This is a genomic window from Mycobacterium sp. (assembly GCF_051006775.1).
Lineage (GTDB): Bacteria > Actinomycetota > Actinomycetes > Mycobacteriales > Mycobacteriaceae > Mycobacterium.
This window is the reverse complement of sequence record NZ_JBPCSX010000039.1, coordinates 1-6,177: the sequence shown is the minus strand read 5'-3', so window position 1 is coordinate 6,177 and position 6,177 is coordinate 1. Positions and strand designations below refer to the sequence as shown.

The window sequence follows — 6,177 nt, the reverse complement described above, 5'->3', positions numbered from 1 at the left end:
ACCTGGCCAGGGCGCAACTCGAGCTACTGCGCAGCGAAGGAATACTGTCCGACGACGGCCGCATTCCGCTGGCCGACGTCCGGTTCAGGTTTTAGAGCGCCATCCGGACGACGGTGGCGGTGCGCTCCAGGCCGGGGAATGCCTCCGCGGTGGAGCGCGGATGAAGAACGTGCACAGCAAGCCGGAACATCAACGCCCGCAACAACATCTGCGGCCATTCCGGGAAGTCCTCCCAGCGCTCGATCAGACCGTCGTCGGCGTCTCCCCAGGACAGGGCGTCGACCACCACCACCCCGGCCGCCCAGGCCGCCGGGCGCCAGTACGGCGTGATGTCGGTGATTCCCGGAGCGGCCGCACCGGCGAACAGCACCGTGCCGTAGAGGTCCCCGTGCACCAGCTGGCTGGTGCTCTTGGTGGGCGTGCGCAGCGCGGCCAGATGCTCGAGCAGTTCCCGGGCCTCCCGGCGGTGCGGGGTGTCCTCGATCTCCGGGGCGCCCAGCGGAAGGCTTTTGAGCAGCCGCTCATCCCAGACCACGCGGTCGGCGGCGGTGAACACGTCGACGTCGGTCCACGGCGGCACCGGCGCCTGGGTCAGGAAACGCGGCCGCTCGAGCTTGGCGGTGGCCTCATGCAGGCGCACCGCGGCTGAGATCACCTCATCGTGTCGCGGTTCCGGTGATCCCTCGACGAAGGTGTCCGCGCGCCAGCCGGCCACCACGTAGCGGCCGTCGGTGGAGCGCACCGGACGGGCCAGCCGCAGCCCATCGACGAACAGGGATTCGCGGGTGTTGGCCGACCAGGCCGCCCGGGCGTGGTCGGAAATCTGGGACAGCACGATCTCACCGGAGCGCCAGCCGCTGTCCCAGCCGTCGCCGAGCGGCTCGGGGGCACCGCCTTTGACGCCGAACGCCGTCATCACGTGCTCCGGCGGACGCTCGTCGATCACATGGTCAGGGTAAGGGCATCGGCCGACAACGGGCCGTCAGTACATCACCATGTCGGGCTCGAATTCTGCCGCCCAGGCGAGGATGCCACCGCTCAGGTGCAGGGCATCGGCGAATCCGGCCCGCTTGACCGCAACCAGCGCCTGCGCCGAACGCATCCCGCTCTTGCAGTAGAGCACCGCCACCCGATCGCTCGGCAGCAGCGCCAGACCCTCACCGGAGTCGATGGCCGACTTGGGGATCAGCACCGCACCGGCGATGCGGTTGATTGCGAACTCGGGGCGTTCGCGGACGTCGATCAGCGCGACGTCGGCCCCGGCGTCGAGCATGGCGCGTAACTGCTGCGGGGTGATGCCCGGATCACCGTCGAGGCCTGAGGTACCGCAGTACGCCTCATAGTCGATGAGACCGGTGATCGGTGGTGCGGTGGGATCTTTGCGGACGGAGATGGTGCGGTAGGTCATGGCCAGTGCGTCATAGATCATCAGCCGGCCCAGCAGCGAATCACCTATGCCGACAAGGAGTTTGATCGCCTCGGTGCCCATCACCGCGGCGATGGACGCGCACAGGATGCCCAGCACTCCGCCCTCGGCACAGGACGGCACCAGGCCCGGCGGCGGCGGTTCGGGGTACAGATCGCGATAGTTCAGGCCCAGCCCGTCGGGGGCGTCCTCCCAGAACACCGACACCTGGCCACTGAAGCGGTGGATCGAGCCCCACACGTACGGCTTGTGCGCGAGCACCGCTGCGTCGTTGACCAGATAGCGGGTGGCGAAGTTGTCGGTGCCGTCGACGATCAGGTCGTACTGGGCGAACAGGTCGACGGCGTTCTCGGGCTCCAGGCGGAACTCGTAGAGGTTGACGGTGACGAACGGGTTGACCTCGGCGATCGAGTCGCGCGCGCTCTGTGCCTTGGGCCTGCCGATGTCGTTCTGGCCGTGGATGATCTGGCGCTGCAGATTGGACTCCTCGACGCGATCGAACTCGACGATGCCCAGGGTGCCGACACCGGCCGCGGCCAGGTAGAGCAGCGTCGGGGAACCCAGCCCGCCGGCGCCGATCACCAGCACCCGGGCGTTCTTGAGCCGCAACTGCGCCTCGGCGCCGAAGTCCGGGATGATCAGGTGCCGGCTGTAGCGGGCGATCTCATCGCGGGTCAGCTCAGCGGCGGGTGAGACCAGCGGCGGCAGGGGCATGCCTTCATTGTGCCGACCGTGCGTGTCGGTACGGCAACACGCCGCTCGGCTGAGCAGTTTGCGCACACTCGGCGCAGGGGGAACGGAACGCTCAGGCGATCGGATACGGCCAGGGGTTGAACCGACAGGTCTTGCCGTCCGGCTTGACCGAACTGGGGTCGAACCGGGCCCCGTCGTTGTCGGACGTCGAGAAGGTCTGCTGCATCATGATCGGCGCCAGCGCGCCGTTCTTATCGCACGGCTCATGGGTGGTGTAACCGATGGCGTGGCCGACCTCGTGGTTGATCAGGTACTGCCGGTAGGACCCGATATCGCCCTGGAACGGCATTGCCCCGCGCACCCAGCGGGCCAGGTTGAGGAACACCCGCGGCTCGGCGTCCGGGCCGTAAACCGGGTTGTAGCAAGATGTTTCGATCTGAATCTCATAGCCGCAGCCCTCACGCACGGTGACCGGCGACGTCAGCGACACCCGAAAATCCGGCTTGGCGGTCGGATCGTCGATGCGACGGAAGGCGAACTGCGGATCATGCGTCCAGCTCTTCGGATTGCTCAGCGTCTCGGTGACCATCCTGGCGAAGCCCTCGTCACCGCCGAACGACGAGGTGTCGATGCCGTTCTCCACCTCGACGGTGTAGGTGAACGTCTTGGCGCTGCCCTCGCCGACCTTCGGAGAGGTGCCCGGCACGATATGCCAGCTGCGCTCACCGGTCTCGGTGAAGGCCCCGCCGGCCGGCAGCAGCCCGGTCGGCAGGCTGGCGTCGAACTCGGTCAGCCCACGCGGCGGCGCGCCGACGATCGTGGTGCCCAACGAGCCGATGGTCGGCGGACCCTTGAGTTCGGACTCGGCCGACTGCACCGGGGTGCCGGTGAAGGTCTGGTAGAGGACCACCGCGGTGAGCACCACCAGGATCGGCAACGCGTACGCCCGCCAGCCGTAGGTGGAGAGGAACCTGCCGAACTCACTCTGTTTGCGCACGCCGATCCGTTGTTCGCGGTTGGCGCGCTGGCGTCCGGAGCCCTGCGTCAGGGGATCACGCTGGGCGCGCAGCGGCTCATTCCACTCGCCACGCAGCATGGGGGCACGGCCACTTCCCGGGGGCCCCGACGCGTTGGTCACCGCCCCAGGATGGCATATGAGCACGCCAACACCCGGAACGTTGCCGCCGAGCAACCAGGGTCGAGTAGTAATGTCGCGCGGATGAACGACGTCGCCGAGACCGCCGCGGGTAAGTCCGCGGGCCGTCGCGGCAGTCGTCTACCCCGCGGTGAGCGCCGTGAACAGCTCCTGGCCGCGGCCAGCGAGCTGTTCGTCGATCGCGGCTTCCACGCCGCCGGGATGGACGAGATCGCCGACCGGGCCGGGGTCAGTAAACCGGTGCTCTACCAGCACTTCGCCAGCAAGCTCGACCTCTACCTGGCGGTTCTGGCGCAGCATGTGGAGATCCTGGTGTCCAGCGTCCGGGAGGCCTTGGACACCTCGACCGACAACCGTCAGCGTCTGCGCGACGCCGTCCAGGCGTTCTTCGACTTCATCGAAGACGACAGCCAGGGATTCCGGCTGATCTTCGAGAACGATTACGTGACCGAACCGACGGTTGCGGCCCAGGTGAAGGTGGCCACCGAGGCCTGCACCGACGCGGTGTTCGACCTTGTCAGCCGGGATTCCGGCTTGGAGCCGCACCGGGCCCGGTTGATCGCTGTCGGCCTGGTGGCGCTGAGCGTCGATTGCGCCCGCTACTGGCTGGCCGCTGACCGGCCGGTCTCCAAGGAGACCGCGGTGGACGGGACCGTGCAGTTCGCCTGGGGCGGCCTGTCACACGTCCCGCTGACGCGGTCCTAGAAGATCAGGAACTGGCGGCGATACCGAAGCCGACCCGGCCCTTGTCCGCGGCGCCGATCTCGATATAGGTGATCTTGGCGGCCTGCACCAGGATGCGACGGCCCTTGTCATCGGTCAGTGCCAGCAGCTCTGCCGCGCCCTTGGCCATCGCCGCCTTCACCAGCGTCTCGACCTCTTCCGGGGTCTGCGAGCTGTTGAACACCAGATCCCGCGGGCTGTCCGAGACACCGATCTTGACCTCCACGGCGGGGCCCCTTTCACTAGTGGCAATTCACCTAGCAGGCTAGTGGACGGCCGCGCCGGGCCGTCGGGCCGCCGGGGTGTTTGGCTAAAAAGCCATCAAGCTGCGGTAACAGCATGGCAACGCACCCGTGTGCCGGGCCGGGCCTCGCCGGCGGCCTGTCTAGCGTGACAACGGTGATGCGATTCCGAGTGGCACTGACCGCCATCGGCGTGCTGGCCACCGCGCTGGCCACCACCTACGTCATCACGACCGGCTCCGCCGCGACCGTTGAAAACACCGGGGAACACCGGGTCGTCGTCGCCACCCCCGGCCCGGCCACGCCACATCAGAACCCGCAGGCCAGCATCGTCACCGTCGCCCCCGAGGTCCCGGTGCGGGTGCAGGGTATGGCCGCCACCCAGGGGCCCACCGACCTGCGCAAGGTGGCCTACACCGTCGCGGGAAATCAGCGGCCCGATGACCCGGTGAGTGTGGTCTACGCCGACGAGACCGGGACACTGCAGCGCGTCGAGAACGTCCGGCTGCCGTGGACGCTGACCGTTACCCAGGATGTGGCGGTGAACTACGTGTTTGCCAGCAGCCGCGGCAGCCAGCTGAACTGCTGGATCACCGACGCCGGCGGATCGACGGTGGCGTCGCAGACCGACTTCAGCCCCGCCGCCAGCTGTAACCGCTGATCAGCCCAACCCCAGTTCGCGCATCCGGTCGGCATGCGTGCGCTGCAGTTTGTCGAAGAAATCGCTCATCTGACCCAGGCCTCCGCCGGCGAGCACCAGGTCCACCAGCTCGTCGCGCTCGGCCATCACGTACTGCGCCTGGGTGATGGCTTCACCGAGGAGCCGACGCGCCCATAGCGCCAGCCGGCTGCGCTGACGGTCGCTGGCGGTCACCGCGGCTCGGACCTCGCCGACGACGAACTGGGAATTTTTGGTCTCGGCCATCACCTGGTGCACCACATCGGCCACCTCAGGCGGCAGCGACTCGGCGATCTGGCGGTAGAAGTCGGCCGCCAGCGCATCACCGATATACGTCTTGACCAGGGCTTCCATCCAGGTACTGGGCATGGTCAGCCGGTGGTAGTTCTCCAGCGCCGGGGCGTAGCGGGTGATGGCCGGCAGCACGTCGACCCCGCGGGCCTCCAGGGTGCCGCGCAGCAGTTCGTAATGCGCCATCTCGGCGGCGGCCATCCGGGCCATATTGATCCGGCCGGCCAGATTCGGGGCCATCCGGGCCTCGTCGGTGAGCCGGTAAAACGCCGCCACCTCGCCGTAGGCCAGCAGTGCGAACAATTCGTCGACACCGGGATGGTCGGCCGCCACGGTCATGGGGTCACTGTAGCCGGGGGGTAACATGGGAGCCGGAACCGCAGGTTCCACAGAAATGTGCGTGCACGTAGTGGGCCCGCCCTCCTCGGCGCCGGGCCCCTCAATTCCGATATCGGTCTCTCGTGCGCGCGTTGCAGCTTGAGACGAGGAACGGCATCGGAAGGCCATTAGTGACACATCTGGAACATCACTCACCCGTCAGTGAACCCATCAGCTTCGCCCAACTCGGGGTGCGCGACGAGATCGTCCGCGCACTCTCCGAGCGCGGCATCGAGAACGCCTTCGCGATCCAGGAGCTCACCCTCCCGCTCGCGCTGGCCGGCGATGACCTCATCGGTCAGGCCCGCACCGGCATGGGCAAAACCTTTGCCTTCGGCGTGCCGCTGCTCAACCGCATCACCTCACCGGGCGAGCCCGAGCTGAACGGGGTGCCGCGCGCACTGATCGTGGTACCCACCCGCGAGCTGTGCATCCAGGTCTACGAGGATCTGACCGGCGCCGCGAAATACCTTGAGGCGCAAGGCGGAGGCGAGAAGTCGCCGACATCCGGCTCCCGTCCACTCTCGGTCGTGTCGATCTACGGCGGCCGTCCCTACGAGCCGCAGATCGAGTCGCTGCAGAAGGGGGC

8 protein-coding genes are annotated in these 6,177 nt (G+C 67.7%); 3 read left to right on the top strand and 5 right to left on the bottom strand.

The genetic code is table 11. From position 1 onward, the window contains the following. Window positions 1-91 precede the first annotated feature (91 nt). The 3 genes from ACR2JI_RS02920 to ACR2JI_RS02910 form a co-directional block, all read right to left on the bottom strand. Window positions 92-946: a TIGR02569 family protein gene (locus ACR2JI_RS02920; protein ID WP_526387845.1), complete on the bottom strand. Its 855-nt coding sequence runs from the start codon at window positions 944-946 to the stop codon at window positions 92-94. Between the two features lie 36 nt (window positions 947-982). Beyond that, window positions 983-2,140, bottom strand: coding sequence for an adenylyltransferase/sulfurtransferase MoeZ (moeZ, locus tag ACR2JI_RS02915; RefSeq protein ID WP_526387843.1), 1,158 nt, complete (start codon window positions 2,138-2,140; stop codon window positions 983-985). Window positions 2,141-2,231: 91 nt separating this feature from the next. After that, window positions 2,232-3,215: a DUF3152 domain-containing protein gene (locus tag ACR2JI_RS02910; protein ID WP_526387849.1), complete on the bottom strand. Its 984-nt coding sequence runs from the start codon at window positions 3,213-3,215 to the stop codon at window positions 2,232-2,234. Window positions 3,216-3,338: 123 nt separating this feature from the next. Between ACR2JI_RS02910 and fasR the strand changes: the two genes are divergently transcribed. Next, window positions 3,339-3,980, top strand: a complete 642-nt coding sequence (gene fasR / locus ACR2JI_RS02905) for an HTH-type transcriptional activator FasR (RefSeq protein WP_526387841.1) — start codon at window positions 3,339-3,341, stop codon at window positions 3,978-3,980. A 4-nt stretch (window positions 3,981-3,984) separates the two neighbouring features. On the opposite strand, the gene ACR2JI_RS02900 is transcribed toward fasR, so the two are convergent. After that, on the bottom strand, window positions 3,985-4,224 hold the full coding sequence (locus ACR2JI_RS02900) for a DUF3107 family protein (protein ID WP_526387839.1): 240 nt from the start codon (window positions 4,222-4,224) through the stop codon (window positions 3,985-3,987). A 176-nt stretch (window positions 4,225-4,400) separates the two neighbouring features. Between ACR2JI_RS02900 and ACR2JI_RS02895 the strand changes: the two genes are divergently transcribed. Continuing rightward, complete coding sequence (locus ACR2JI_RS02895; RefSeq protein WP_526387847.1) at window positions 4,401-4,901, top strand: MmpS family transport accessory protein; 501 nt, start codon at window positions 4,401-4,403, stop codon at window positions 4,899-4,901. On the opposite strand, the gene ACR2JI_RS02890 is transcribed toward ACR2JI_RS02895, so the two are convergent. After that, entirely contained in the window at window positions 4,902-5,576 is a 675-nt protein-coding gene (locus ACR2JI_RS02890; RefSeq protein WP_526387837.1) for a ferritin-like fold-containing protein, read from the bottom strand. It lies immediately after the preceding gene. Between the two features lie 143 nt (window positions 5,577-5,719). On the opposite strand from ACR2JI_RS02890, the gene ACR2JI_RS02885 reads away from it, so the two are divergent. Further along, window positions 5,720-6,177: DEAD/DEAH box helicase (locus tag ACR2JI_RS02885; protein ID WP_526387835.1), on the top strand; the 458-nt coding region annotated here is incomplete at its 3' end.

Excerpts from the sequence above, each read along its gene's own strand:
- ACR2JI_RS02895 (WP_526387847.1), top strand. The coding sequence starts at position 4,401 with ATGCGATTCCGAGTGGCACTGACCGCCATCGGCGTGCTGGCCACCGCG.
- ACR2JI_RS02890 (WP_526387837.1), bottom strand. The coding sequence starts at position 5,576 with ATGTTACCCCCCGGCTACAGTGACCCCATGACCGTGGCGGCCGACCAT.
- moeZ (WP_526387843.1), bottom strand. The coding sequence starts at position 2,140 with ATGCCCCTGCCGCCGCTGGTCTCACCCGCCGCTGAGCTGACCCGCGAT.
- fasR (WP_526387841.1), top strand. The coding sequence starts at position 3,339 with ATGAACGACGTCGCCGAGACCGCCGCGGGTAAGTCCGCGGGCCGTCGC.
- ACR2JI_RS02910 (WP_526387849.1), bottom strand. The coding sequence starts at position 3,215 with ATGCTGCGTGGCGAGTGGAATGAGCCGCTGCGCGCCCAGCGTGATCCC.